Origin of the sequence: Bacillus sp. bc15, assembly GCF_900142585.1 — a bacterium.
Lineage (GTDB): Bacteria > Bacillota > Bacilli > Bacillales > Bacillaceae_G > Bacillus_A > Bacillus_A cereus.
The window spans coordinates 43,505-68,921 of sequence record NZ_FRBJ01000013.1 but is presented as its reverse complement, the minus strand read 5'-3'; the positions used below and the strand labels follow the sequence as shown (position 1 = coordinate 68,921).

Here is a 25,417-nt window from a genome sequence, read left to right as displayed (position 1 = left end):
TTTTCAATGTTAATGATTACGCCTCTCTATTTTTTATGCAATTACATACATTGAACATAAATCAAAATGAGATATTCACAATTTCCGAACTGTTAAATCTGAATTTTCAGTCCTTTTGTGTCATTTCATCTACAAAAAATCAGAAATATTTTTTATAATTCTGTTGATATCTTAATAATTTTGACCTGATGTGTATAACATAAAGCCTTAAGCGCTGTTCTTATCATGTTCTATCTCTAAATCTACTTAAAATCAGCAAAACTTCTGTTAGTTATGTTTAAAAAGTGGATTCTGTTCCTAACTTTGACCAATTTGTTAATAAATTGTGTGTAGTTTTTAAGAAATGTGGAAAGTTTGTTCATAAATCAGCAAAATTTGTATTTATTATTTATGCATTCACTCGCATCAAATTAACGATGATAAAATGTAGTTTTTAAATACCTAATTTACGATATTTTGTAGTTTTTAATCATCATCCAGCTCATTAAGTACATTCCCAGCATTTACTTTTTATGATTTTTTACGGCTAGAGTAATAATGAACCCTTAGCATAGCAATGTTTTAAGACGATTTTTCCTCTGTATAAAAGTTTTATCTTTTTTCTTTATATATATTAAAGATATATATTATATTAGGTTTTTATATTGTGTAATACTTACTATAGAGAATAGACCCTGTGTAAAACCAATTTCATTTCTTAATGGAATTGGTTTTTTTATGTATTTTAATAAACATTATATTTAGTTTTAATCTTCCTAAAAAATTTTTGATGTAAAACATAATTTTTTTTATTTCTCTTAGATTTCCGAAAAAAGTAAATCATACTTAAAGTAGATAGTTGATTAGTGGAGATTACAATGAACTTTGTAATCTCCTAAACATTTAAAAAGAGAGGTGAAGACATGGTAAAAAAAAAATCCCAGAAAAACGCCGAAAAAAAGAAATTTACATTCTTTAAAAAAGCAAAGAATAAAACAACTGAAATATTAGATATGCAACTAGAAAATTCAGAAGCACTTAAAGAAAAGAAGAAACGTAAAACAAGGGAGAAAGTTCCGGCGATAACAGGAAGAAAAGTAGGTAAGGTTACATTTTGGTGTGTGATGGGATTCGTGTTTGTAGGAAGCTCTCTTTCATTTATCCAACTTGCCGGTCCTCCTAGAGCAGTAGCTGTTCAAGAAAAGAAGGAGAAACCCGTAAAAATTAAAATGTCAGAAGCAGAATTAATTGCATATGCGAATAGTTTTGCTGCAAATTATTTTAACTGGAAAGTTGATATGAATGTAGCTGAAGAGCGAAAAAAACGATTAGAGAAATTTCTAGTTGAAGGATCCGATGCGCAAGGTGGATTAAATAGAGACACTTTAAAAAACGCCTCTAGTACTTTAGTTAAGTCGGAAGCTGTAGAGGTCCGGCAAAAAGGAAATGAAGCAGAAGTAACATTGAAAATCATTCAGAAACTAGAACCTGTAAATAATCCTGCTCCAGGAATGACTCAAGCCCCAGATACACCAAAAGAGCCTAAAGAAGTTACCAGGTACTTCTCTATTCCAATTTTAATGGAGAAAGGAAAAATGGTCGTTCCTAACAATCCTACAATCGTTCATGGAGAGAGAGAAAAGGCATCTTATAAAGTGGCTACATTCAAATCAGAAGGACGAGAAATTAATACAGATGCAGAAGTGAAAAAAGTAGAACAATTTTTACAATCTGTATTTAAAGTTTATACAGAAGGAACACCAGAAGAAATTGCTTACTACTTTGAAAAAAGCAATATAACAAATGGACTAAAAGGCATTATGACATTTAGCAAATTAGAAAACCTACGAATTTATGAAGATAAGGATAAAGGGTACAGAGTCTTAGTTGATGCCAAATTAAAAGACAATGATAGCAGCTTAGAGTACACATACACATATGATTTAAGTCTAGTAAATAAAGATAACAAGTTTTCAATTAGCTCTATGAAGAAATTTGAAAACACATTAGAGAAAGTGGAGGGTAAATAATTATGGAGCTTTTGGGATTAGATATGGTTGCTCAGCAATTACCTGCTATTACAGATGCAGCGGTTCTAGGTAACATTAATTTTGGGGTGAATATTAAAAACTGGTTAGTAGCTCAGTTAGGTCCAATCTTTTTAGTTTGTGCAATCATCGGTGTAATAGTGCTACTTGTAAAACGACAAATGGCAGGTTTAATTGGCTGGCTGGTACTTTGTGCAATTGTTTCAGTATTTGTATTCTCACCAGACGTATTTAAAGACCTTGGAACAAAATTATATAACTTAGTTTTCAAATGATAACTAGTAAAACCCATAAATTTTTAAGGAGTTGGTATAAGTGACTCAGAAACCGACTCGCAAGGAAGTAAGGACTTACAACTCTATTTGGGATATTCCAAAGAGTTTATATGGGATAAGGGACATAACACTCCCTTTCCCAGTCCCTTACAGACAACTGGGAATCTTTGTTGGGACACTTTTAGTAATTATATTTCTAGATCAGTTTTTACCCTTAGGAGAGAATGTCTTTTTCAAATATTTAATATTACCTGGTGGTATAGCGTACTTCTTTGGAAATGTTGAATTAGATGGAAAGAGCCCACACAAATTTATATATCGATTCTTTGCATTCACATTTGAAAGAAAGAAGTTGAGTCGTTATAAGGATACAACTGGTAATATTGGAAGCTATCAATATAAGACGGTAGTCCGGTTTAAGGATGATTCAATTAAGAAAAAGTAATTAATTAATCTATACAGAAGAATTATTTTAGTCTCATATTCTTCTCTAAGGAGGCACAAATGAATCAGGTTGAATTTCCAGTCAAATATTTTCATGAGAATTTGATTTTTAACCAAGATGGTTCTTGCTGGGCGTATTATGAGGCATACGGGATTCCTTACGAATTTAAAGGAGACGATGATAAAAATACGTTGTTTATGCGACAACTCGGTTTATTTTGGAATTATGAAGAAGAGAAACATCTACTAATGATTCCTGTTTATCAGAATTTCAAAGAAAAAGCCGATGAGTTTAAAGAAACAGTAAGTGGTGAACTAAAAGAGCTGGCAATAGATCATACTGATGACGTTGTCCATGAGTTAGAAAGAAAATTTGGTAAAAACGCTGTAGAATATCGTTATTTTATAGGTGTGAAATTAAAAGTAAGACACATACAAGAAGGACTTAAGGAAATGCTTTACACTGCATTTCATACCTTTAAAAACACTGCAGAACAGTTTGGATTACTTGGTGATACCAAAATACTAAAAACTGATTTGGAGATGTTTAAACGGGAATCTAGCGCTTTTAAAAACAAAATAAGAAAACATTTAGCAGTAAGAAGTCTAGAAACAAATGAAACTCAATGGATTGTGTTACGAAACTTCTATCGTACATTAGAGGCACCTGTTACAGCAGGATGGACGCCGCCAGTAGTTGATGACGATTCTGCAATCTTTCCAAACCAAGAGAGTTTATTGCGCTTAACAGAATCAGAAATAGACGTTAAAGGAAGACATATAGAAATGTCCCAAATTGGTTCTGATGGTTTAGAGTATCCAGCATATATGAGCTTTTTATCAGCATCGAAGATTCCATATACAATGGAATTTCCAGACCAAGAGTGGATGTATATGATCCAAAATATAGATTTCCCAATTGAACTGAGTGTTCGCACTGAAAATATTAACCATCGTAAAGCCCTATCCAAACTAAATAAAAAGAAAAAAGATTTAGAAGACCAAGAAGCACATGCAAGAGAAAATGCACAAACTGTTGGGCTAAACGTGTATGAAGGCGTTCAAGAAGCTACTGAATTACAAGCACTTATACAAAAGACACGTATGCCACTAGTTAAGACATCAGTATCTTTCTGTATATGTGTTGAAGATTTAGATACAATGCGTCGAAATATCAATTCACTCATTTCTATTTATAGAGAGATGATGATTGAACTAGTAAGGCCGTATGGAGATCAGTTCCTACTGTTTAATGAATTTATCCCTGGTGCTAGAAGATATGTAAATGATTATATACACTTTATGGAGCCTGGGGTTCTGGCAGCCGGTATGTTTGGTGCAACACAAGATTTAGGTGATAATATCGGATTTTATATAGGTACAACTGGTATTTTAAACAAAGCAGTTTATATGACACCTTCTCTCGCAGCGACAAATACTGTTGCAAATCAAAAAACGAGCGCACTTTCAGTTGCAGTAACAGGAAGTACTGGTTCTGGTAAATCATTTGGAACAAACTTAATTGTTTACCTAGCGGTACTAGGAGGAGCCCAAACACTGATTGTTGATCCAAAAGGTGAGAGGGGGAACTGGACAGAAGATTTACACGGCTTAGAAGGTAAGGTAAATGTAATTACACTAGGGACTGATAGACGAGATGAAGGGAAACTAGACCCATTTATCATTCATAAACATAGTCGGAAAGATGCAATTGAGTTGGCAATGACAATTCTTACTTTCATTACAGGTATTAAACCAGATAACTCGGAAAAATTCCCGCGCTTAGCTTCAGCTGTAGAATTCGTAGCAGGAATGGAAGAACCGTGCTTAACAGCTGTATCTCAATACCTTGAAGATAGTGAGGATAAAGTGGATCAACAATTAGCCGCTCATATTCAAGCTTTTGAGAATTTATCCTTTGCACACTTAATCTTTGGTGATGGAACAAATAGAGATATTGAACTTGATACAGCAGTAAATATCATACAAATTCAGCATCTTGACATGCCAGACATTCAAAAAGATCCGAAAGATTATACCCTACAAGAAAACTTATCGGTTAGTATGTTGATGTCTCTATCTTCTTTTGCAAGAAAATTCTTTCAAAAGGATCCTACTAAATTCAAAATTGTTCTATTAGATGAAGCATGGGCAATCATGTGTACTTCTCAAGGGCGAGAGTTAGCTCGTAAGCTAGTTCGTGAAGGTCGTGCCTTAAACTCTGCAGTATACTTTGCTACTCAAAGTGCAAGTGACCTTGGAGATGAGACATTTAAGAATAATATCGGTATGAAGTTCTCATTCCGTAACACAGACAGTAAAGAAATTTCTTCAATCTTAGATTTCTTTGGATTACCTGACAATGAAGAAAATCATGCGATCATTACTAATTTAGAAACAGGACAATGTTTATTCCAAGACATTCAAGGAAGAACAGGTGTTGTCACAATGGATGTAGTGTTTAAGGACTTATACGATGCATTCGATACAAGACCAAATGCAAGAAAGAATTATAGAAAGTCAAATGATGATGAAAAGCAGGAAGTTAATGCAACCCTTGTCGAAGAAGGGGGAGAAAAAATAAATGTAGGAGTGAGTTAACATGGTAAAAACTAAACTAAAAAAATTAATGCTATCTAGTCTATGTGCTGGCGCTCTAATTCTGAGTGCTGCATGTGGAAATAGCGAAACAAATGTAGGGGAAGAAAAAGATAAACAGGGGCACACTCCTAGAGAAATGATGTTGGATTTTGTAAAGGCTGACTTACAAAATGATAATAAAACAATTAGAAAACTTATCGTCGATGGAGATAAAAATAAAATTTTAGATCCGAATCAAGGACCACAAAATAATTTATCTTACAAAGATTATACAGTAAAAGAGTATGTGGTAGATAAGGATACAATTATGTATAACTTTATTTCAAAGAAGCCCCCTAAAAATATCGATAAAGCAGTGAAATGGGTAAGAGTAGTTCGTACAGAAGATGGTTTCAAAGTTCGTAGTTATGCCGCCCCTTATCGAAATGAAATCGATGAAGTAGCAAATACTAAACCTACAAATGAGTTTAGTTCGAAAGATTAATAGGTTTCCCATTAAAGGGGGAGTAACATGTAATGAAAAAGTTTATTACCCTATTGTTATTAATTTGTACTTTGCTTTTAGCATTTAATTTACTTTTTAAAGCTACCCCAGTATATGCAGAGGAAGAACCCAGACCTTCTCTTATAGATGATATTATTCCAAAGAGTAAGGAAAAATTAAAATATGAAGAATACCCTCCAAGTAGCTATGGGATTGATATATATACACCAGAAGGTGGATTTGGTGAATCCCTTAAGTTTTGGAAATGGGGGGATAAAGTTAAAGAACAAATGGTTGCTGTATTATTTAGTCTTATAAGTATTGGATGGACCATTAATCTTGGAATTAGTACTTTTGTTACAAGTATGGTCGGCCAATCTATGAGTCTCAATATTGTAGCTGATGTAGGAGATAAATTAGGTGATGTAATATCTAAAGCAGCAGGGTTCAATGGTTCTTGGGGTAATGGAATATATAGTGAATTAATTGGACTTATGTTAGCTTTATTAGCCTGCTGGGTTATCTGGGTAGGTTTTGTACAACGACGTCAGTCAGAGATGCTAGGAGGATTGTTAAAAGCATTAGGGATCTTAGTTTTTACTTTAGGTTTTTTCGCAAACTCAAGTTATATTATCAAAGGACTAAACACTTTCTCCGAACAAGTAAATAAAACTGTTCTTGATTCCACTCAAAGTATTAGTGGAGCGAGTGAAGGATATTCAAGCGGTGTAGATTCCATTACTGATTTAACACACACTCTATTAATAAAACAACCTTATACATTACTGCAGTTTGGTACAACAGATATGAAAAAAATCGGTGATGAAAGAATTAAGAAAATGTTAACAACAACAGCAGCAGATGAAAGGCAGGAGCTATTAAAAGAGGAAGTAGAGCAGAAGAAAAATACGATATTAACTTTGGATGCTACTTTTGAACGTGGCGCTTTAGTATTACTACTTTTCTTAATCAATGGACCTTTATGGGTTGTCTTAGGATTATGTAGTATGGCGATGTTGTTCTACCAATTAATGTTTATTATCGTAGCATTAATGTCACCTGTAATGTTATTGATGGCACTAGTACCTGCATGGACTGGGACAGCAAAGAGATTTTTATCTGAATTGTTCCGAACGTTGCTTATGAAAGTTGCAATTGGCTTTCTTATAACTTTAATGTTTTGGGTTTCTTCAATCTTATTTAGCGCAACTGATAATTATGGTTATTTAGTAGTTGCTGCATTACAAGTACTTTCGTTCTTAGGTGTTTGGTTATATCGTAAAACGATTTTTGATGCTATTACTAGGGTACCAGCAAGTGCAGGAGCTGCACGCGCATCAGATGCTATGAGTAATATTAGGCAGAAATATCGTGATGTTAGACGTGGATCTAAGACAGTTGGAAGAGGTGTAGCAGTAGCTGGAGCCGCGGGTGTTGCAAGTGCGGCAATGGCCGGAAAAGTGGGTAAATCAGGCTATAGTAAGTTTAAACAGTTGAAAGAAAACTATGCTGATAGAAAAGAAAAGGTAGCAGATGGTAAACGCAAGGAAAAAGAACAAATGCAAGCAGAAAAAGAAAAAAATATTAGTCAAATGAAAAAAGAAGAAAATTTAGGTGTTCGCGATAGAAAAGGAAATCAGGAGCAAGAAAGGGTTAAGGAAGAAGTAGCCGCAACAAAAGAGAACCCGGAATTAGCAGTACGAGGGCAACATCAAGATAATAATCCTGAAATGCAACAGGCAGAACTAAAAGATAAAGAAGAGGATGTAAAAGCGGATGTCCAACCAGTAGCGCAATCAAATGGCGAACTAAATAATAAAGAAGAAGATGTAAAAGCTCAAGTTAGGCCAGTGGCAAATCAAAATAGCAGTGGACTTGAGAATAAGCAAGAGGATGTAAAGGCGGAAGCAAAACCAGGAGCAACAATTAAAACACCAACGGGTCAAACAAAGCCAATTACAACACCACAATCAGGAACAACACCATTACAATCAAATCCGATTGAGAGCAAGCCAATTACAACACCACAATCAGGAACAACACCATTACAATCAAATCCGATTGAGAGCAAGCCAATTACAACACCACAATCAGGAACAACACCATTACAATCAAATCCGATTGAGAGCAAGCCAATCACAACACCACAGTCGGGACCAACACCATCGCCAGCGAATCCGGTGGAGAGCAAGCCAATCACAACACCACAGTCAGGACCAACACCAGCGAATCCGATTGAAAGTAAACCAGTTACTACTTCACATGTAAGTACGCCACAAAAACAAGTAGAGGTAAAATCAGTTAATCAACAACAAACTAAAAGTGTTCCTAAAGTAAATAATCAGCAACAGGTAAAAGAAGGGGCAGCAATTAAAAAAGTTGAAACGAAAGCACAAACGCAACAAGAAGCTTTAAAAAATGTAAAAGCAAAAGAAACGATAAAGCCAAAATAATTCAGCTCGTGAGGGAGGGTTTATACATTGAGTGCGGAACCAAATCGCGACTTTGAAAATGAACATCATCCTGAAGCTGAACTAGGGAATGCTAAGCCTGCCTTGAAAAAGGCAGGCCATTCTTTAGGAAAGGCGGCTGGAAAAGGATCCAAAATAGCGGGTAAAGCAGTTGCACAAGTTGGTAAGAAAGTAGCGGTTAAGGTAGCTCAAAAGGCAGCTACAGTTGCTGTTGCAAAGCCATTATTAATAATAGCCGGTGTTATTCTGGCTGTTGTTGCAGGTTTAGGTATAGTGATATTTTTATTAACTGCTAGTATGAGTGAAGATGAAGTCAGTCCTGGAGGAATTGGTGGTCCTTTTGCCCCAGGTACAGCAAGTGTTAGTCCTGAAGTAATGAGATGGGAGCCATTGGTAAGGAAATATGCGGCACAGCATGGTATTGAAGCAATGAATCCATTAATATTAGCTCTTATTCAACAAGAAAGTTCTGGAACACAATTAGATGTAATGCAAAGCTCGGAATCACAAGGGCATCCTCCAGGGTATTTTACTGATCCAGAGGAAAGTATAAAATATGGTTTAATGCATTTTGCTGATTGTCATAAAAAATCAAATGGTGATCAAAATACCACATTACAATGTTATAACTACGGAACTGGATACGCTAACTATGCAGTTTCGAAAGGTGGATATACACACGAGAATGCAAGAGCATTTTCTGCAGAGCAATCAGCTAAAAATGGGTATAAATGTGGTTCGTGGCGAAGTGCAGAGGCAGTAGCTAATAATTGGTGTTATGGTGATCCAGACTATGTCCCACATATTATGAGATACTATCAACCTGGTCAAACTCCTGGTGGTTCTGGTGGAATTGCTGGTGGTAGTGTTTTAGGTGATGATGTATTCCAAGCAATTATGGCAGAAGCACTAAAGTATCAAGGATGGCCATATGTTTTTGGAGGGCGAACACCAAATACATCATTTGACTGTAGTGGAATTGTTGAGTATACCTATTCAAGGGTTGGTATTAATTTATTTGGTACTGCACAAACCCAATGGGATAAAACCCAACGTGTAACAGATCCTAAGCCAGGAGATTTAGTATTTTTCCATGGCACTTATGCTACAAGTAACTACATTACGCATGTTGGCATTTATGTAGGAAATAATACAATGTATCATGCTGGCGATCCAATTGGCTATGCTGATTTAAGTAAACCATATTTTCAACAGCATTTTGCAGGGTATGGTCGTGTAGTTAAATAATAATGCATGTAACACCTAGCAACTTATGAAACTGCGAAAAGGAGGTAAATCATGAAGAAAATCACCATTATACTAGCAATTTTATTAATAGCTAGTGTAGGGTTTTTAATAAAATATCAATCTGATAATGAAAAACTTAAAACTGATAATATAAAATTAACGAAAAAAGTGGAAAAGGTGGAGGCACAATACAACGATACGAAAAAAGAATTGTCAGCTCTAAAGAGTAATAATCAACAACAAGTAAAAGAAGCTGCAGAACGATTTCTTAAAGCTTTCCGTACTTATGATACAGGTAAAGGCGAATCTTACCTTGCTAATATCGATGCATATATAACACCAAATGCAAAGAAAGAATTAACACCACCAGGTGGACCAACGCAATCTGCTCCTGGAACTGGAGATGAGAAAGAAAAGAAGAAAGTTTCATTTCAATCTGAATACACAGGTGACGAGTTGTATTATGCATTTTTGGATACTACAAAAGCAAATGTATTAGCAAAAGTAAAAAGTAAAATTACAGTTAATGGTGTTTCATCTGATAATATGTCATTAATGCAAATAAATCTTATCTATGATGGAAATAAGAAATTATGGCTTGTCGACAAACTTATACCTTTAGCAGATTTAAAAGATCGTACGCCTTAGGATTTGTACACACTAAACATGTAGATTAATAAAAAAAAGAGCCTTTTTTTATTTTTAATGAGAGGGGCCTTTTTGGAATTTTGTAAACTTAAAATAGGTTCGTGAAGTAATTACTAATGTATGGGTGTTTTATCACTTCAATTATGTAGATAACATCTGATGTTAAGGGGGGAAGTTGAAGAAAGGCACCTTAGGGTGTCTTTTTTATGATTAGCAATAAGTTTTAAATTTTGCAATAACATCCAACGAGCTTATGAGGAGCTAGACGGACGTCAGCAAGGCCGTTTTGCAAAACACGTTTCATTGTACGTGAAAATGTTGCAAAACAACAAGGATATACTATGATTTGATTTCATCATAAAAGAAATCATTTCCAATATCTACAGGTATAATTTTACCGAATGTGGTAAGAGAGCAAATTGCTCTCTTTTTTTGTCTTTTAGATGTTCCCCCAATTCTAAAGGGACAATTATCCATAATGTTCCCAATTAGATATAATACATCAAATAAATATCAAATTTATGTTAGGGGGAACGAACTTGAATGGATATTTTTATAGACAGACTCCTATGTTAACCACTATACCTAAACCTTGGACACATGAAATACCATGGTGGTGGCATAATCATATTCCACTACCAGATCCACCACCAGATCCATATGCTCATCCTTATAGTATACCGGCACAACATTTTCAATCATATCAACAGTATCACCAATATCAACATCAACCATATAGGTGACTATTTTTTACTAATAGATAAAAAGGAGAGACTGGTACTCTCTTTTTTATTTCCCTTCGACAAAATATGACAATATTCGAATTAATTGTTTGTTATGATAAGCTCGGAAATCTTACATTTTACATAATTGGAGGAAATAAAATGAAAAAACCGTTCTACAAAAAATGGTGGTTCTGGCTTATCGTTGTTATCATAGTGCTTGGAGCTTACGGTAATAGCAGTAAGGATAAAGAAGAAACTAAACCAGCTTCTACTGAACCAAAACAAGAGGCTAAACAGGAAACGAAGAAAGATGAGCCTAAGAAGGAAGAAACTAAACTTGAGCCTAAAAAAGAAGAACCTAAAAAGGAACTTTCTAAAGAGGGCGAATCTTCTAAAGTTAAAATTGCGGTAGGTTCTGTTGAATCAAAAGATTCAGTAGGTGGAGAATACTTAAACGAAAAAGCGCAAGGCGTGTTTAAAGTAGTTGAAATTACAATTACAAATAATCAAAAAGACGCTATCACTGTTGATGCTAACAGCTTCAAATTAGTTGATAATAAAGATCGTGAATTTACATACTCTACACAAGCTCAAACTGCTTTCGATGTAGGCAACGGTGGTAAATCTGATTTCTTCTTAAAACAACTTAACCCTGGCTTATCTCAAACAGGGAAAATTATCTTTGATGTTCCCGCTGACGCACAAGGCTTAGTTTTAAAAGCTCGTGGCGGTATGATGGGTAAAGAAATTAAATTAAAAGTAGAATAGTCGAAGGCACTCGAAAGAGTGCTTTTATTATTTCAAATTAAGAGGACATGTATTCTTGAGTATTCGGGTGAATCCGTAACGAAGTGGAAGAATTGCACGAAATGGAAAGGTAAAAAAATAATGGATATGTTAGGGAGGAAATAACAACATGACAAGCAACAAGAAAAACATCAAACAAAAAGCACTATATGGAACATTGGCGGCTTCTCTGCTATTCTCTGGATTTATGGTTTATACCTGGGATAAGGTAGCAAATGACTATAACAATTTAGTAGACGAGTACAACAAGTTAAAGAAAACGGAAGGGGGTACGGCCACTACTAAATGGGACAGTAAGAATATTAATAAGTTCTTATATCATGCGGAAAAAATGGTAAACGAGGCTAAAAATCCTCTTTATGATGAAATGACAGCGGATATCATTCTAATGGAGATAAAAAACGCCTTTTTGGAGGTAAAACAATTGAAGTTACCGAGAGAGTATGAGGATGCTATTTTCTGGGTTTATTCTTCAGCTGATACTTTACAAAGTGTATATACTAACGATTCTTTTAGTAGCCAAACGAGGGAAACACAAAGAAAAACGTTAGAGAAGCAAATTGAAATTGTAAAGGAACTTACTGACAAATACAAGGCCTAGAATACATAAAAAAAGATTTTTATTAACATATGGACTTGGAGTAACCTCCTTAGACATCCCAAGAGATTTTTTACAATAATATAATTACTAGGAGGAAGCATATTGAAGAGAGTTATTTTAACAGTAGGATTATTTACAATACTATTAACAGGCTGTAAATCAGGAGAACCAACAACAGAAAATTATAAAGTAACAGAGGTAGGACGTGACTATGTTTATGCTAAATGCATCGAACATAATGGAAAACACGATCTTGAATTTGATACATCAGATGAACGCTTTTGGGATAATAAAGAATACGGTTATATAGCCAAAGGAGATGTGTTTGAGATAGTTTCCTATGAAGAATCAGACGAGGTAATTTCACATCGTAAACTTGATGTAGAAGAAGCTATGAAGGTTGAAGGGCTTATTGACTAATAATCCCCTAATAAAGTAAGGAAAAGGCACCTTAGGGTGTCTTTTTTCATTTCAACATAATACGACAAAATAGTTATGATTATATTTGTTATGATAGTTCAGGTGAATCTTACATTTTAAACGCTGGGGGATACATACTATGAACAAAAAACTATTAACAATACTTACTTGTTTAGCTTTATTCATGGGATTAGCAGCATGTTCATCTAACGAGACAGCAAGTACTTCCAAAGAATCTAAAGCTGAGCAAGAAGCACAAAAGGAAGCTGAGAAAGCGAAGAAAGCTGAAGAAAAAGGGACTGTGAAAAAGGAGAAAGCTGAACAAGAGACGGCTGAAAAGCAACGCAAACAGCAAGAAGAGGCTACAAAAAAGGAACAACCAACAACTACTTCTGGTAACACTATTAAAGGTTTAAAAGACGAACTATCCATTGGTATGCCATTTAAAGATTATCTTGCTAAAAAGAAATCATTAAATGTAGAGAATCCCTTCAGTATTTCACTCGGAAAAGGTAATGTAGGTAGTGTTCTTCAAGCTCAAGATGGAGTATTAGTTGTATGTATTGATGGAGAAAAGATATTCGATTTAAAAACATTTAAAAATGTTGAAGAAGCTAAAGAATACGAAAAGAGCTTAAAAGTAAAATAATAGATTCAATTCATATTTCTCAATCACCAATATAACTTAACATGGTAAAATATTATTTGGATGAAAGTCCAAATGCATATTATTAAAATTAAAGTGGTTCAAGTCGCAGGAAGGCACCTTAGGGTGTCTTTTCTTTTGTACATTAAAAAGCTCACCATCCAACAGAAATGGCGAGATCCTTGTATATTATTTAATATCTTGTTTTCTCTAATACTTTTCTTCTTAGTTAAAAATTTATTAGCGTCATAAACCAATAACCAAAAATTATTACAGAAATTACAAGTCCCATAGCAGCACCTACCAACATTTTCCCCTCAGGACCATTAATAAGCTCTTTTAAAACTTCTTTTGCAATTCGCTGACCTTTACCACTTAAAGATATAGAAAGAATAAAGAATACTACCACTAATAAAAATGAAGAAATTATTAGCTCCATGACTTATGTACCTCCCTCATATATGTGAACCATTAATTAACCAATAATTGCCTTATACATTATATCAGCTAGGGTACACGGAAGTATAACAAATTATTTTTATAATTTAATTTATTAATTGGAACGGTATTAATACAGGATAGTTCAAGTCGGAGGAAGGCGCCTTTGGGTGTCTTTTTTTTATGAAAAAACCCTACATGATATGTAGGGCCCAAAATTACTTTTTATGAAATTTCAATATTTTAAGAGAAACTCCACCACATTCCACCCTTACCATAGAAATAAGGTCGTAATCCAAGTGCAATTGGCATTGGACGTAAGAAATCATAAGGATGTACAATGTAAAAATTGCTTACTGGGAATAAATCTACCCCTGCTCCATCTCTAAATGATAAGTAAACTAATTTAGAACAATATGTTTTATAATCGTTACTCTTTGCAGAAGTTCCGAAAATATCATATCGATATTTAGACCCATTCTGATAAAAATGATTATACGCGTAATCAGCAGCTCTAAATGCAGCTCCCTTATCCTTTTTATACCTTAAATATACAAAGTTAGAGTATTCCTGATTTCCCTTATGGATAAACTCCCATTTTGATAAAGGCATTATTTTAATTGCAGGCGATGCTGATGTTCCTGGTGCATGTACTAATAGATATTCTCCTTTATTAGTACCAGAGAACCCTTGTGTTTCAGTGAAGTCTTTACCAATAATACCAGAATGTCCTGTAACACCATAGTTAGAGTCTGGTGTAATAACAATGTCACCTTTTTGCACCCAATCATCTGGTATGTTCCAGGATGAAGTTACTGTTCCAGCACGTGCTACGCCTTGTTTTGGATTCTGTTGTTTTTCTGCTTCTTTTCTTAAAAACTCAGCTTTTTCTTCTTCTGTAGGTATTCTTACAGGTTCATATGTATCATCAAGACCTTGTGCTTTTAAGGCAGCTCTTGTTTCCACAATTCTTTGTTGAGGTGTTTTATCTGGTCCAATATCATTTTCGTTGTATCCTAATGCCTGACGTAGAGGTTCCCTTTTTTCATTGAACTCTTTTTCACCATTAAGAGACATCCATTTCTGTCCCAAATACGTACCGACTAGATAAAAATCTCCCTGCTCTGTCTTTTTTCCATCGTAAGCAATTAAATTTTGTGGATCGAAAGTACCACTTTTCTTTGCTTCTAAATAAGGCTCATCGAAAGTCGTGAATTTAGTATATACTGACATTTTAATTCCATTAGGGGCAACCCATTTGTCACCTTCTGCAGTACTAATTCTCCACCATCCATCAGAACGTTGTTCTTTTACAACAACAAATTGCGGATTATACTGATTTCCATTGTTACCTTTTTGAGCGATAAATGAAGGTTCATTATATACATAGAACTTTTCTTTTACTTGGATTTCTTCCATATTGGGATTAATCCACTTATCGCCTTCCCATGTTGCTATTTTTAACCAACCATCTGTATTTCCATCTCTTACATTCACATTTTGCGGATTTAATTGAACACCCAGATTAGCTTTGGCAGATGAAAAAGATGGCTCATTATATACATAAAATGCTTTTGACATCGCTTTCACTTCACCGTTTAATGAAATCCACTTATCTCCTTGAGATGTAGCGATTTTCCACCATCCATTAGAACGCTTTTCTTTAACTGTAACTACCTGTGGATTAAATTGATTACCCCAATTACTTTTTGGAGATGTAAATGACGGTTCATCATATGCATAGAATTTCTTTGTAATGTTCTCTTGAACACTAGTTTCAGCTGATGCAATTCCATTAAAAGAAGATATTACTAGAATAAATAATAAAAACGATAGAATTCCTTTTTTAAACACACATTTTTCCTCCTTATACAAAAATATTAATATACAAAACACAATACCTAGTAATAATGGCATATTTTACATTTTGTTTCTACATTTTTTTACAAAATAAAACAAAATATGGTCATCTGATGAAATCTGAGAGTGTCTTTTAATGAGGAATACTATTTGGAGGGGAGTCCAATACATATTATTAAAATTAAAGTGGTTTAAGTCGGAGGAAGGCACCTTAGGGTGTCTTTTTTCTACCTATAACTGTTTAATTGTTATATAATAATAATATTGTATTTTAGGAGGAACATAAATGAATAAAAAACTAATCATTGGAATTATCGCTGTACTAGTAGCTATCATTGCTTCCGTAGCTATTTTTAAAGATTCCAAATCAGAAGATATGAAACCTAAGTATTCACAAAAAGATATGGATAAACTTATCGATCAACACTTTAATGAACAGCAAGAATTAAAAACACAAATCAAAGAGTTGAAATCTAAAGTAGACTCCTATGAAAAAGAGCAAACTAGGTCACTTCAAAAAACTACACAGCCGAGTCAAGAAACACCTAAACCGCAAGAACAAGAACAGCCTAAAAAAGAAGACGTAAAGCCGGAGTCTCAACCGGAAAAGAAAGAAGTACCTAAACCAGAACAAACTACTGGAACATTAGCGAACCCAGTAAAGAACATCGACAAAACAGAAGCTATGAATAAGGTTAAAGAAAAAGCTAAGAAAGACTTCCCAGATGATTATTCTACTCAAAATTATGTTGCAAATAAACAATCCAAAGCATTTGACTATTTAAATAACATTGAAATTAAATCGCAAGAAGAATTAAATATTATAAATAAGGCACTACGTGATTTTCCTACTGATTTTTCAACAGCAAAATATGTATATGAAAAACAAATGAAAGCTAAAGGTGAGCAAGAGGCCCAGTAATAATTTAATAAAATAGATAATAAATATGGTAAAATAATATTTGGATGGGAGTCCAATACATATTATTAAAATTAAAGTGGTTCAAGTCGGAAGGCACCTTTGGGTGTCTTTTTTTATAAAAAAGGACTCATAAAACGCCTTGAATTATTTAATTCAAATATTTATATTATATTAATACATTATAACTAAATATATTAATATAAATACTAAAAATTTGTTATAATTAGTAAAGAATTCTATTAATTAGATAGAGAGGATACAATATTATGAGTTATAAATTTCGTAGAATTATCCAGTTTTCCCCGGGTGTGAAAATTAACTTTACATACACAGGTATGGGAGGGAACTCTATTTCACCTGAATCAAGAACAACAACTTATGTACCTGGAACTGGAATCTCGTATACACCACGAATAGCTGAGTCAAACAACTATTATATACAACGAGGGTATCAAGGACCAAACACTTCCTATCCCACTATGGATGAACAAGATTACAATACGGTAAATGCATTTGAGCCAATAAAAGAAACCCAAACTTACCTTGTTACTGCTTTTCGTAAAAAGGATAATCAAGTAAACTCCGTAGGTAGAAAACTAATGAAACCACTTTCCATAATTACAGGCTTGTTTGCGGGCCTATTCTTAATTATGATGCTTATTATACCTGCTCTAATCATGGCATTCTTTTCTTTCCTATGCTATAAAAATATAAAAACACCATTTGCAGTTGTATGCCCAGAATGTGATGCTGAAAATCTATTCATTTTTGAAGAAGAGAAGATTGCTTGTCGTAAATGTGAGAGTACTCTTATAATCCAAAAATAAATGGTTCTCAAATTAACGTCTCTTTATTAGTCAAAACAATATAAATCTAATTATAAATATAAATAGATAAAAAAGAGGGATAAGTGAATATCATTATTAACTTTGAAGCGTTTAATCCAACTATAAACGACTTAGCTATCAAACTTGCTATGGTACTGTTTATACCGTTATTCTTAGCATTGATTGTCAAAGTGATACTTATGAAATTTATGAAAGAATCAATTGCTGGCAGATTAGCAAGTCTATCTTTGTTATTCTTTATGTACTATGTATTTAAATTTATTACAGCGTAAAAGGCACCTTTGTGTGTCTTTTCTTTATGATTAGCAATAATTTTTAAATTTTGCAACGACATCCAAAGAGCTTATGAGAAGCTAGACGGACGTTAGCAATGCCGTTTTGCAAAACAAGTTTCATTGTACGTGAAAATGTTGCAAAACAAAGAGGATATACTGTGATTTGATTTCATCATAAAAGAAATCATTTCCAAAGGGAAGAGGTGATATTTTACATAATTTTACCAATTATACCAACAGGACTAATTGGTCCTGTTTTTTATTTTTCTCCGACAAAATATGACAATATAGTTGTAACTGTTTTTGTTATGCTTGCTGTAAATCTTACATTTTGAAGGGGAGTAAAGTCATGGGGAAAAAGAAAAAAGAAAAACAGCCAAGTGAATTAGAACTTGCTAAACAAACTATAGCTGCTAAGTATCAAAAAGAATATGGAATTACCCCTATTATCGTAACTGTTGCTCTTGGGGGAATTAAAACAGGGTACGCTGCGGTTTCAAAAGAACACATTCAAACATTCACTTACGATAGAGATGCAAAGGATGTAGTTAGTATCTCTACACATCATTTCAATGACTATACTGATGTGTTTATTGATCACTACGCTATTAAATCTAACTTTGAGTTCAAGGGGATAAAAGATACTTTCGCCTTTATTCCAAATGGATCTGGAAAAGAAATAGAAAGCTTGATCAAAAGCTATACAGATATTGAAATACATAAAACTGAGCGTAAATGGTATCAAAAGATACTTGGATTCCGCTCTGGTAATAAAGCGAAAATGGTGCTTGCTTCTTTAATTTATCTGGTCATTGTTGTTTCTATCTTTAATACGGTTACTGGAAAGAAAGAAGAACCAAAACAAGAAGTGAAACCTGCTGTCACTACAAAAACAGCCCCTGTAAAGGAAGAAAAACAAGTTGAACCGAAGCTGGTAGAACAACCAGTTGATAAGAAACAAGATAAAATTAATAAATTTAAAGATGATACTCAAAAGAAATTAACAGAAACCTATAAGAAGATTGATGGTGTTAATCCTATGGTAGCTATTAGTGATGATGGGAAATTAATTACTTTGGCTTTCGATTTGGATGCATATGCAAAACACGATAAGGTAGACAAAGAGTTGTCTGTGTCCACTTTTAAAACATCTGCTGGACCATACGAAAGGTATAGAGGTACAGCATTCAGAGCTTATGGAAAAGAAGCCAATATTGCTAGCAAAGATGACATTGTGGTTAAAATTGTAGATTCATCTAATAATCAAGTGGTAATTGATGATGTAAGGAATTATAAGGAAGAACAAAAACAGACTACTACTCCAGCAAGTCAGCCTGAGGAACAACAAAAACAATCAGAGCAAAATAATGTGGTGTACGAAAATTGTACGCAAGTGAAAAAAGCCGGTAAAGCTCCAATTAAACAAGGAGAACCTGGATATAGCAAGAAATTAGACAAAGATGGCGATGGGATCGCTTGCGATAAGTAATGGGCACTCCAAAAAAGTGCTTTTCTTTATTTTCAAAAGGACCTGCTCAATTCATTCTTAAATACATAAGGTAATGTAAACCCATTAAATCACATGGAATGAACCCTAGTTTTTCCCTCTGAGCTAAAGGAGGCACTATTGTTATGGGATATGGTGGTAGTTGCGGCGAAGGCTGCGGTTTCGCTGGAGGATTTGCTTTATTAGTTGTATTGTTTATTTTATTAATCATTATCGGATGCAGTTGCTTCTGCTAAAAAAACTATTGGAAAAGGCACCCTTATATGGGCGCCTTTTTGTATATTAAAAACCTACCTATTTTCATAGGCAGGCTAAATATAATTTTGCACATTTGAATTATAGCAAAATCATTTATATTGAAAGTAATTAAATTTAACTTAGTAATCCTAATACCCTAATAATCTCAATTGTTTTATTATCTTTTATTTTAAAATGAAGTCTTTTCCCTATACGTTCACTAATTACAATATTTCCAGAGGCTAATTTACGTAAATGTTGTACAATCAAATCTTCTGTAATTTTTGTTTGCTTACTTAAATCAGAAACTGACAACGATCCATATGTAATCAATTTACAAACAATTGATAATCGAGTAGAATTCCCTAATAACCCTAAAACTTTTATATTTTCTGTATAGAAACTAAAATCCATATGAAAAGCATGTAACAGATCTTCCAACCTCCTAAAATAGGATGAGTATCAACCAAAATATCTTAACATAAAAATAGTAAAAAACACCCTAAAATATACCAATTATTCATTGAGAAAAATGATACTTGAATGGGGTTCCAATACATATTCTTAGAATTAAAGTGATTCAAATCGGAGGAAGGCACCTTTGGCGTGCTTTTTTATTTATGGATTTTTTTAGAAAATATTTGAAATATAATACAGTATATTATATTATTGTGCGTATGATTTCTGGTTTTAAAAATTACAAAAATTAATAGGGGGAAACAATAATGAAGTTAGGAAAATTAGCATTAATTGGGGCGTTAACTTTTAGCGGTTTTACTGCAATAGAAATGAGTAAGCCTACCTCACAAGCAGCTGCAGCTTACTCAGATCCACTTAATGATGATTGGGGATTTAAAACCATTGTGGATTTACAAAATTCAGAGGAAAGTACATATCAATCAGATTGGAAGATTGGGAATTTAATAACTGGTGATACATTTTATTTAACACAGCACTTTGGTAGAGAACATTTTGGTGCGCAAATGAAAATTTTTAAAATCCACACAAATGGTACCCTAGAACGATTCCAAACAATAGCACCAGAATTTATTCCTGGAACAGAAATTTGGCAAACCCCTATCACAGATAGCTATACAAGCGGTACTTATGTCGCTGCAATTAAATATCGTGGTGAATTCACGTATTCAAACCAATTTACAATCAATTAGGGATGTAATAAATTGAAAAAAGGCACCCTTGGGTTTCTTTTCTTCTGTACATTATATCTATTACGTGCTCATTGATTTTTTATGTACGTTTGAATTACTGTAGTAGTATTACAGTAATAGCTTGTGTATATAATAAAAGAAGAGATGCGCTAACATCTCTTCTAATAACTGCTACCGTCAGGGTGGTGGTTATATCATTAATTTTTTACGAAACCCACCCTTTTGCTTTGGACGGCGACGAGGAGTGGGTCTTTGTTATCTTTTTCTAAAATTTGTTTCCTAAAAACTTACCCAGAAACTTCACGTACAATGGCTTTTACAAATTCTTTTAGAAGCTCCAACAAAAACTCCATAGGTATATCACCCGCTTTCCTATCAAATGGAAAGAAGGGATAACTAATCACCTCACAATATACAGTTAAATCTACCCTATTATACTAGTACAATCTTACCAATATAAAAAAGACCACCAATACTGGCAGTCCTTTTTAGGTAGTTTTAGAAATTAAATTATAACATATCGATATATGGATTATAAATATATTTTTCCAAAAGATACTATAAGTTTTTGATAATTCTTGATTTCTCAATCTTCATTGCATGATAAATTTTCCTATAAGGATTAACAAATAACATTAAAATTATCAATCCACTAGATTATTAGAAAAAACTGGTTATCTATATAATTATTTGGTAAAATATTGATATAATTTAAGAGAGTAAAGTTAATATAGCTCAACTAAGTAATGGAAAGAAAATGTTTTATTGCATAGAAAAAGGCTCCATTGCTGGAGCACTCAAAATAAATAAATAAACGAATTAAAACAAGAAACAGACAATTTAATTATATAGATAAAATATAAAAAAATCTATATATATGCAAAATTACATATAAAAACTCTATTTATTAATGCTATAATAAACTTACTCGATGAATGTTATATTTTTTTATGGTTTTTAAGCAATACAATACCTTCTTAAACCAAGTGTACAAGTAAAAGAAGACATCTAAATCAATGTCTTCTTTTCTTATATAATAACAACACAATAAAATTAAGATGGTTCAAGTCGGAGGAAGGCACTTTTGGGTGTCTTTTTTTATTTTCATTCGACACTATATGACAATATACGAATATCAATTTTGATAAGATTGTGCAGAAATAGTACATTTTATATATCTTGGAGGAATTAAATTATGAGCAAAAAATTATTAATGGCTTTAGCATGCAGCGTGTTACTTATGGGATTGGCTGCTTGTGGTTCAAATGATAAAGCGAGTACATCAGAAGAACCAAAACAAGAGACTAAAAAAGAAGATGAACAAAAGAAATTAGATGAGCAAAAACAGGAAGAGGAACAAAAGAAAATAGAAGAACAGAAAAAAGCCGAAGAACAAAAGAAGTTAGAAGAACAGAAAAAAGCCGAGGAGCAAAAGCAATTAGAAGAACAGAAAAAGGCTGAAGAGCAAAAGCGATTAGATGAACAACGCAAACAAGAAGAGACTCAAAGACAACAGGAAGAACAAAAGAAACAACAAGAAGCAGCTCGAGCAAAAGAACAGGAACAACAAAAAGCTGCAGCTAATACAGTACCACAGCAACAAGCTGCACCTAAGCAAGAGAAAGTTCACTTTGCAAACTGTACAGATGCAAATAATGCTGGTTACTATGATATAACTCCAGATAGCCCAGCTTATGCTTCGCATCTAGATCGTGATGGCGATGGCGTGGCTTGTGAACGAAATAAAGGACATAAAAAATCTAGTAAAAAACATTAGATTTATGGAAAAGCACTCTTATGAGTGCTTTTTTCTTTTCGTTCGACAGAATATGAAAATATTCAGATTGATTGTTTGCTATGATAGGCTCGGAAATCTTACATTTCATTCAAAAAATACCAAAAAAGGCGGATTGCATATGGAAACACTAGCGGTATTAATTTTTCTAGCTTCAATAGTGCTGTTTGTATTATTTATCATTGCTCTGTTCAAAAGAAAACCTAAGGCGAAACTTTTTATTAGTTCGATTGTATGCCTTGTGTTAGCTATGATATTAATACCAACAAAAGATAAAGAAGAGAAACCTAAAGCTAAAGAAACAACTCAACAAGCTTCTACAGAGGTAAAAAAAGAGCCTAAAAAAGAAGAACCTAAAAAGAAGGATGAGCCAAAGGAAGAGGAACTTAAAAAAGAAGAGCCTAAAAAGGAACTTTCTAAAGAGGGAGAATCCTCTAAAGTGAAAATTACTGTAGGATCTGTTGAATCAGTAGACTCTGTTGGTGGAGAATATTTAAATGAAAAGGCAAAAGGTATATATAAAGTAGTTGAAATTTCAATTACTACTAACCAAAAAGATGCTATCACTGTAGACGCAAATAGCTTTAAATTAATGGATAATCAGGACCGTGAATTTAAGTATTCTACACAAGCTCAAACAGCTTATGATATTGGAAATAGTGGTAAATCAGATTTCTTCTTAAAACAACTTAACCCCGGTTTAACTCAAACAGGTAAAATTATTTTCGATGTTCCTGCTGACGCACAAGGCTTAGTTTTAAAAGCTCGCGGCGGAATGATGGGTAAAGAAATTAAATTAAAAGTAGAATAGTTGAAGGCACTCGTAAGAGTGCTTTTATTTTACTCTCTGACATAAATAAAATTAGAGGTGATGTGGTTGAAAAAACTATTACTTATTATTTCTGTTCTTGGAATACTAACGGTGGGTTGCGAAAATAAAACTGTTGAAAAAAAAGAAAAACCAAGTTCAAGTGAAACAACCTCTAGTAATACAAACGATAAGAAAGAAACCTTAACCGATTCTGAATATAGAGCCAAACTGGATCAATCGTTTAACGATATTGATCCATATACAACAGCATACTTAAAAAGTGTAAACTCAGGATCTATACAGATGGATAATGAAGACTGGAGAAAAGAAGTAATTACTATTTTAAGAGGATTTGAAACAGTATCAAATGATATGCTATCAATTAGCGCATCTAATAAGTACAGCAAGCTACATAGTACGATGGTAGAAGCAATGCAAGGATTCTCAGATGCATCTTTTATTATGAAAAACGCATTAACAGCTAAAGATGTAAATGAATTTCAAAAAGGTCATGATTTGATGCAAAAATCAGCTAGAAAATATACAGAAATTTTCCCTTTGTTACGCGAAATCGACGGAAAACAAACTACTACACCAAATATCCCTAATCCAACACCAAAAACAACACCAGTACCTAAAACAGAAGAGCCTGCTGTTCCTAAAGAACAAGTTCCACCATCTACTTATGACCCTAAGAAAGATTCGGCCAACTATGATAAACACGGAAATTATAAACCAGTTGACCAACTGACTCCAGAAGAGATAAAAAAAGAAGCCGAAGAATTCATGACAGATTATTTAAATCGATAAAATATAGATTTTGTTCACTTTTACGATACATTTATGAAACATTCGTATGTTATGTTATATAAGTCCTTTTTTAAAATCATTTTCATTCTGTCAAAAAGTCCTAGCCCCTCTAGGACTTTTTACATTTAGATAAAGAGGTATAACAAATTTCTCAATGTACAACATTACTTAATGTGGTAAAATAATAATTGGATTGGCGTCCAATACATATTATTAAAATTAAGATGGTTCAAGTCGGAGGAAGGCACCTTAGGGTGTCTTTTTTTTATGAAAAAATCCCCACACATTGTGAAGGGATTATCATGCTACGAATATATATAACTAATTATTTAATATATAACGAAGTGCGCCACGTATCTCTTGGATAGTTTATTGAAGTCTTTTGATATTCAAAAGTCCCTTCTTGATGATTTGATGCGTCCCATTTATATTCCCAACCTATAATAGGATTACCACCAATTATTTGTGAACCAATACTTTTTACATCAAATCCATTCATTTTGGCAAAAGGAAACTGTCCATACCCTATTTCTTTTGTGTAAACATATAAGTAACTTCCCCCATGATCTTTAGTTGTACTAAAACTATTAGGGGTAATGTATTCAACTCCACCCAATTGTGATTCTACTTTTACTACACTTAAAGAAGTTAGAGGTGCTGCTGGCCCTGCTGATGCCTCCGATGCCATTCCTAACCCAACTACTGTTGCCACCGCTAATGATGATATCCCCAATGTAACTTTTTTAAACATATAAACATCCCCTTGTTTTATAATAAGTACAAGTTTGATATTAACAGAAAATTATAAGAATATTCCTTATTTTGAAAACGTTAACAAATTCTACTTTTTTAGATATGCAATTTAGCATATTGATTGACATGCAGGATAATTAATCCTCTACTTTCGATATACAAACTATTTTCAAAAGGACCTGCTCAATTAATCCATAAAAACATAAAGTAATTTGAATCCATTAAAATACATGAGTGACTCCTTATTTTTCTCCTACTATTTAAAGGAGGAATTATTATGGGCTTTGGTGGTAGCTGCGGTGGCGGCTGTGGCTTTGCAGGAGGGTTTGCTTTATTAGTTGTATTATTTATTTTATTAATTATTGTTGGAGCTTCTTGCTTCTGCTAAAAACTATGGGAAAAGACACTCTTATTTGGGTGTCTTTTCTTTTTTCTCAATATAAGAGCTATAAAAATATGCTATGGTTTTAATAGAAATTCCCTTTTGTGCAATGAGATAGAAATACCCAACAAAAAACCCACCTATTTCCGTAGGTGGGCCTTATCTTTATTACACAATACCAAATTATACTCTCATTTTTTCATAAACTTTATG

The 25,417-nt window shown here is 33.4% G+C and carries 27 protein-coding genes and 1 pseudogene; 24 read left to right on the top strand and 4 right to left on the bottom strand.

Annotated features, from left to right (window positions below):
- Nucleotides 1-902: 902 nt before the first annotated feature.
- The 14 genes and pseudogenes from BUA87_RS26630 (at nt 903) to BUA87_RS26565 (ending at nt 13,400) form a co-directional block, all read left to right on the top strand.
- Nucleotides 903-2,009, top strand: a complete 1,107-nt coding sequence (locus BUA87_RS26630) for a conjugal transfer protein (protein ID WP_072941353.1) — start codon at nt 903-905, stop codon at nt 2,007-2,009.
- 2 nt (nt 2,010-2,011) lie between these two features.
- Entirely contained in the window at nt 2,012-2,302 is a 291-nt protein-coding gene (locus BUA87_RS26625; RefSeq protein ID WP_000421395.1) for a hypothetical protein, read from the top strand.
- Between the two features lie 40 nt (nt 2,303-2,342).
- Nucleotides 2,343-2,747: a TcpE family conjugal transfer membrane protein gene (locus BUA87_RS26620; RefSeq protein WP_000192357.1), complete on the top strand. Its 405-nt coding sequence runs from the start codon at nt 2,343-2,345 to the stop codon at nt 2,745-2,747.
- A gap of 59 nt (nt 2,748-2,806) precedes the next feature.
- A complete protein-coding gene (locus tag BUA87_RS26615) occupies nt 2,807-5,347 on the top strand; it encodes an ATP-binding protein (protein WP_072941350.1) in 2,541 nt (846 codons plus the stop codon).
- Between the two features lies 1 nt (nt 5,348).
- On the top strand, nt 5,349-5,831 hold the full coding sequence (locus tag BUA87_RS26610; protein WP_000241153.1) for a hypothetical protein: 483 nt from the start codon (nt 5,349-5,351) through the stop codon (nt 5,829-5,831).
- A 32-nt stretch (nt 5,832-5,863) separates the two neighbouring features.
- Entirely contained in the window at nt 5,864-8,284 is a 2,421-nt protein-coding gene (locus BUA87_RS26605) for a CD3337/EF1877 family mobilome membrane protein (RefSeq protein ID WP_072941346.1), read from the top strand.
- A gap of 27 nt (nt 8,285-8,311) precedes the next feature.
- Nucleotides 8,312-9,550: a bifunctional lytic transglycosylase/C40 family peptidase gene (locus BUA87_RS26600; RefSeq protein WP_072941342.1), complete on the top strand. Its 1,239-nt coding sequence runs from the start codon at nt 8,312-8,314 to the stop codon at nt 9,548-9,550.
- A 51-nt stretch (nt 9,551-9,601) separates the two neighbouring features.
- Complete coding sequence (locus BUA87_RS26595; protein ID WP_072941339.1) at nt 9,602-10,198, top strand: hypothetical protein; 597 nt, start codon at nt 9,602-9,604, stop codon at nt 10,196-10,198.
- 234 nt (nt 10,199-10,432) lie between these two features.
- A pseudogene (locus BUA87_RS32005) lies at nt 10,433-10,543 on the top strand (XRE family transcriptional regulator); the annotation flags it as partial.
- A gap of 194 nt (nt 10,544-10,737) precedes the next feature.
- Complete coding sequence (locus tag BUA87_RS26585) at nt 10,738-10,941, top strand: hypothetical protein (RefSeq protein WP_071714748.1); 204 nt, start codon at nt 10,738-10,740, stop codon at nt 10,939-10,941.
- 141 nt (nt 10,942-11,082) lie between these two features.
- On the top strand, nt 11,083-11,691 hold the full coding sequence (locus tag BUA87_RS26580) for a DUF4352 domain-containing protein (protein ID WP_072941336.1): 609 nt from the start codon (nt 11,083-11,085) through the stop codon (nt 11,689-11,691).
- A gap of 148 nt (nt 11,692-11,839) precedes the next feature.
- The gene (locus BUA87_RS26575) at nt 11,840-12,331 is read left to right on the top strand and encodes a hypothetical protein (RefSeq protein ID WP_000203276.1); all 492 of its coding nucleotides are present in this window, start codon (nt 11,840-11,842) and stop codon (nt 12,329-12,331) included.
- Between the two features lie 102 nt (nt 12,332-12,433).
- A complete protein-coding gene (locus BUA87_RS26570; protein WP_000832199.1) occupies nt 12,434-12,751 on the top strand; it encodes a hypothetical protein in 318 nt (105 codons plus the stop codon).
- Nucleotides 12,752-12,890: 139 nt separating this feature from the next.
- Nucleotides 12,891-13,400, top strand: coding sequence for a hypothetical protein (locus BUA87_RS26565; protein ID WP_072941333.1), 510 nt, complete (start codon nt 12,891-12,893; stop codon nt 13,398-13,400).
- A 226-nt stretch (nt 13,401-13,626) separates the two neighbouring features.
- Here BUA87_RS26565 and BUA87_RS26560 read toward each other — a convergent pair whose 3' ends face one another.
- Nucleotides 13,627-13,836, bottom strand: coding sequence for a hypothetical protein (locus BUA87_RS26560; protein WP_072941330.1), 210 nt, complete (start codon nt 13,834-13,836; stop codon nt 13,627-13,629).
- Nucleotides 13,837-14,078: 242 nt separating this feature from the next.
- Nucleotides 14,079-15,689, bottom strand: coding sequence for a C40 family peptidase (locus BUA87_RS26555; protein ID WP_072941327.1), 1,611 nt, complete (start codon nt 15,687-15,689; stop codon nt 14,079-14,081).
- A gap of 292 nt (nt 15,690-15,981) precedes the next feature.
- Between BUA87_RS26555 and BUA87_RS26550 the strand changes: the two genes are divergently transcribed.
- The 5 genes from BUA87_RS26550 (at nt 15,982) to BUA87_RS26530 (ending at nt 19,483) form a co-directional block, all read left to right on the top strand.
- On the top strand, nt 15,982-16,617 hold the full coding sequence (locus tag BUA87_RS26550; protein WP_001035532.1) for a hypothetical protein: 636 nt from the start codon (nt 15,982-15,984) through the stop codon (nt 16,615-16,617).
- Between the two features lie 266 nt (nt 16,618-16,883).
- Entirely contained in the window at nt 16,884-17,444 is a 561-nt protein-coding gene (locus tag BUA87_RS26545) for a DUF4236 domain-containing protein (protein WP_072941323.1), read from the top strand.
- A gap of 83 nt (nt 17,445-17,527) precedes the next feature.
- Entirely contained in the window at nt 17,528-17,737 is a 210-nt protein-coding gene (locus BUA87_RS26540; protein ID WP_001021325.1) for a hypothetical protein, read from the top strand.
- Between the two features lie 352 nt (nt 17,738-18,089).
- Entirely contained in the window at nt 18,090-19,229 is a 1,140-nt protein-coding gene (locus tag BUA87_RS26535; protein WP_071714740.1) for an excalibur calcium-binding domain-containing protein, read from the top strand.
- Between the two features lie 143 nt (nt 19,230-19,372).
- The gene (locus BUA87_RS26530; RefSeq protein WP_000540371.1) at nt 19,373-19,483 is read left to right on the top strand and encodes a YjcZ family sporulation protein; all 111 of its coding nucleotides are present in this window, start codon (nt 19,373-19,375) and stop codon (nt 19,481-19,483) included.
- 136 nt (nt 19,484-19,619) lie between these two features.
- Here BUA87_RS26530 and BUA87_RS26525 read toward each other — a convergent pair whose 3' ends face one another.
- Nucleotides 19,620-19,898 carry an ArsR/SmtB family transcription factor gene (locus tag BUA87_RS26525; protein WP_002153664.1) on the bottom strand — a complete coding sequence of 93 codons (279 nt, stop codon included), beginning with the start codon at nt 19,896-19,898 and terminating at the stop codon, nt 19,620-19,622.
- Nucleotides 19,899-20,209: 311 nt separating this feature from the next.
- Here BUA87_RS26525 and BUA87_RS26520 point away from each other — a divergent pair, with 311 nt between their 5' ends.
- From BUA87_RS26520 to BUA87_RS26505, 4 genes are all read left to right on the top strand, one after another.
- Nucleotides 20,210-20,653 carry a DUF5065 family protein gene (locus BUA87_RS26520; protein WP_072941318.1) on the top strand — a complete coding sequence of 148 codons (444 nt, stop codon included), beginning with the start codon at nt 20,210-20,212 and terminating at the stop codon, nt 20,651-20,653.
- Between the two features lie 1,195 nt (nt 20,654-21,848).
- Nucleotides 21,849-22,430, top strand: coding sequence for an excalibur calcium-binding domain-containing protein (locus tag BUA87_RS26515; RefSeq protein WP_071714739.1), 582 nt, complete (start codon nt 21,849-21,851; stop codon nt 22,428-22,430).
- A 139-nt stretch (nt 22,431-22,569) separates the two neighbouring features.
- Nucleotides 22,570-23,259 (top strand): DUF4352 domain-containing protein, encoded by a 690-nt coding sequence (locus BUA87_RS26510; RefSeq protein WP_072941315.1) that lies wholly within the window; start codon nt 22,570-22,572, stop codon nt 23,257-23,259.
- A gap of 66 nt (nt 23,260-23,325) precedes the next feature.
- Nucleotides 23,326-24,069 carry a hypothetical protein gene (locus BUA87_RS26505; protein ID WP_000734951.1) on the top strand — a complete coding sequence of 248 codons (744 nt, stop codon included), beginning with the start codon at nt 23,326-23,328 and terminating at the stop codon, nt 24,067-24,069.
- Nucleotides 24,070-24,394: 325 nt separating this feature from the next.
- On the opposite strand, the gene BUA87_RS26495 is transcribed toward BUA87_RS26505, so the two are convergent.
- The gene (locus BUA87_RS26495; RefSeq protein ID WP_072941309.1) at nt 24,395-24,820 is read right to left on the bottom strand and encodes a DUF4879 domain-containing protein; all 426 of its coding nucleotides are present in this window, start codon (nt 24,818-24,820) and stop codon (nt 24,395-24,397) included.
- Between the two features lie 279 nt (nt 24,821-25,099).
- Here BUA87_RS26495 and BUA87_RS26490 point away from each other — a divergent pair, with 279 nt between their 5' ends.
- Entirely contained in the window at nt 25,100-25,210 is a 111-nt protein-coding gene (locus tag BUA87_RS26490) for a YjcZ family sporulation protein (protein WP_000505681.1), read from the top strand.
- Nucleotides 25,211-25,417 lie beyond the last annotated feature (207 nt).

Excerpts from the sequence above, each read along its gene's own strand:
- BUA87_RS26630 (WP_072941353.1), top strand. The coding sequence starts at position 903 with ATGGTAAAAAAAAAATCCCAGAAAAACGCCGAAAAAAAGAAATTTACA.
- BUA87_RS26625 (WP_000421395.1), top strand. The coding sequence starts at position 2,012 with ATGGAGCTTTTGGGATTAGATATGGTTGCTCAGCAATTACCTGCTATT.
- BUA87_RS26615 (WP_072941350.1), top strand. The coding sequence starts at position 2,807 with ATGAATCAGGTTGAATTTCCAGTCAAATATTTTCATGAGAATTTGATT.
- BUA87_RS26610 (WP_000241153.1), top strand. The coding sequence starts at position 5,349 with ATGGTAAAAACTAAACTAAAAAAATTAATGCTATCTAGTCTATGTGCT.
- BUA87_RS26605 (WP_072941346.1), top strand. The coding sequence starts at position 5,864 with ATGAAAAAGTTTATTACCCTATTGTTATTAATTTGTACTTTGCTTTTA.
- BUA87_RS26595 (WP_072941339.1), top strand. The coding sequence starts at position 9,602 with ATGAAGAAAATCACCATTATACTAGCAATTTTATTAATAGCTAGTGTA.
- BUA87_RS26580 (WP_072941336.1), top strand. The coding sequence starts at position 11,083 with ATGAAAAAACCGTTCTACAAAAAATGGTGGTTCTGGCTTATCGTTGTT.
- BUA87_RS26575 (WP_000203276.1), top strand. The coding sequence starts at position 11,840 with ATGACAAGCAACAAGAAAAACATCAAACAAAAAGCACTATATGGAACA.
- BUA87_RS26565 (WP_072941333.1), top strand. The coding sequence starts at position 12,891 with ATGAACAAAAAACTATTAACAATACTTACTTGTTTAGCTTTATTCATG.
- BUA87_RS26560 (WP_072941330.1), bottom strand. The coding sequence starts at position 13,836 with ATGGAGCTAATAATTTCTTCATTTTTATTAGTGGTAGTATTCTTTATT.
- BUA87_RS26550 (WP_001035532.1), top strand. The coding sequence starts at position 15,982 with ATGAATAAAAAACTAATCATTGGAATTATCGCTGTACTAGTAGCTATC.
- BUA87_RS26545 (WP_072941323.1), top strand. The coding sequence starts at position 16,884 with ATGAGTTATAAATTTCGTAGAATTATCCAGTTTTCCCCGGGTGTGAAA.
- BUA87_RS26535 (WP_071714740.1), top strand. The coding sequence starts at position 18,090 with ATGGGGAAAAAGAAAAAAGAAAAACAGCCAAGTGAATTAGAACTTGCT.
- BUA87_RS26530 (WP_000540371.1), top strand. The coding sequence starts at position 19,373 with ATGGGATATGGTGGTAGTTGCGGCGAAGGCTGCGGTTTCGCTGGAGGA.
- BUA87_RS26525 (WP_002153664.1), bottom strand. The coding sequence starts at position 19,898 with ATGGATTTTAGTTTCTATACAGAAAATATAAAAGTTTTAGGGTTATTA.
- BUA87_RS26520 (WP_072941318.1), top strand. The coding sequence starts at position 20,210 with ATGAAGTTAGGAAAATTAGCATTAATTGGGGCGTTAACTTTTAGCGGT.
- BUA87_RS26515 (WP_071714739.1), top strand. The coding sequence starts at position 21,849 with ATGAGCAAAAAATTATTAATGGCTTTAGCATGCAGCGTGTTACTTATG.
- BUA87_RS26510 (WP_072941315.1), top strand. The coding sequence starts at position 22,570 with ATGGAAACACTAGCGGTATTAATTTTTCTAGCTTCAATAGTGCTGTTT.
- BUA87_RS26495 (WP_072941309.1), bottom strand. The coding sequence starts at position 24,820 with ATGTTTAAAAAAGTTACATTGGGGATATCATCATTAGCGGTGGCAACA.
- BUA87_RS26490 (WP_000505681.1), top strand. The coding sequence starts at position 25,100 with ATGGGCTTTGGTGGTAGCTGCGGTGGCGGCTGTGGCTTTGCAGGAGGG.